We start from the raw sequence: 1108 nt of genomic DNA on the forward strand, positions 1-1108 counted from the left end.
AACTGCCATTGCTGGAGCCAACATAATCGTGTAATACGGATGGAAGAAACTGGCTACTGAAAAGAATCCTGCAACTGGGACTAGCCAACCAACCCAAAGCCAAAGTTCTTTTCTTTGTGGATTGAGATTGTACCATTTCTTCATCTTAGAACCTCTGAAATAAGCATAACTGGAAATAATTCCAAAGACTGCTAATAACATTAACCAACTAATTTGAGGTCCTAGTTCTTTTTGAAGTAATCTAAATGGTCCAGCTGTACCAATATTGAAGGCTCCACCACCTCCGCCACCAGTACCTTTATTATTACCGCCAGGTTGACCACCTTTACTCATTTTTGGAGCATTAGTTTTAGAGCCAGATGGCTTGGCTGGTGGATTACTACTTGTAGATTTTTTCTTTACTCCCCTTGGAGGTGTTGGTGCATTGCTTGCTGATTTCGTACCACTTGGTTTCTTAGATTTACTAACAGATGGTGGTGTCATTGATTTACTACCCTTTTTTGAAGAACTACCCATACCAGGGAAAGCTCCACCAGTACCAGTTGTTTGACCAAGCAAGCGTTGCGTACCATTGTACCCAAAAGCTAATTCCAATGCTGAATTAGTTTCTGAACCACCTTCATATGGTCTTTTTGATGAGTTAGTCATATCAACTGATAATGGCCAAAGTAAAGTGAAAACAGCTAGAAAAACCGTTGCAATTGACAAATGTGCCAATTTCTTTTTCCAATTTGTTTCTGCAGCTAACCAGTAATAAAGATATAAAGCTGGCAAAATCATAAAAGCTTGTAACATTTTGATATTGAACGAAAAACCTATCAAAGCAAATCCAATCCAGAGATATCGTTGCTGCTTCTTCAAAACTGCCTTCTGAACAAACAAAACCGACAATAATAGGAAGAAAACTAAGGTTGCATCCATATTATTAGTTCTTGAGTCAGCAACTACAATTGGAGTTAATGTCATAATTAATGCAGAAATTCGGGCAGGAATCCTGCCAAAGCGTTTTGAAACAAGATTATAAATTAGATAAACCGACCCAATTCCAAATAGAATTGATGGCAGGACAACACTCCATCCATGAACACCAAAAATCTTGGCACTGATA

1 protein-coding gene is annotated in these 1108 nt (G+C 38.4%); it reads right to left on the bottom strand.

Annotation, left to right across the window (positions count from 1 at the left end):
• On the bottom strand, positions 1-1108 hold a 1108-nt coding region (locus FHL06_RS13890), incomplete at both ends, for a glycosyltransferase family 39 protein (RefSeq protein ID WP_153387244.1).

The organism is Companilactobacillus halodurans (genome assembly GCF_009600985.1).
GTDB classification, from domain to species: domain Bacteria; phylum Bacillota; class Bacilli; order Lactobacillales; family Lactobacillaceae; genus Companilactobacillus; species Companilactobacillus halodurans.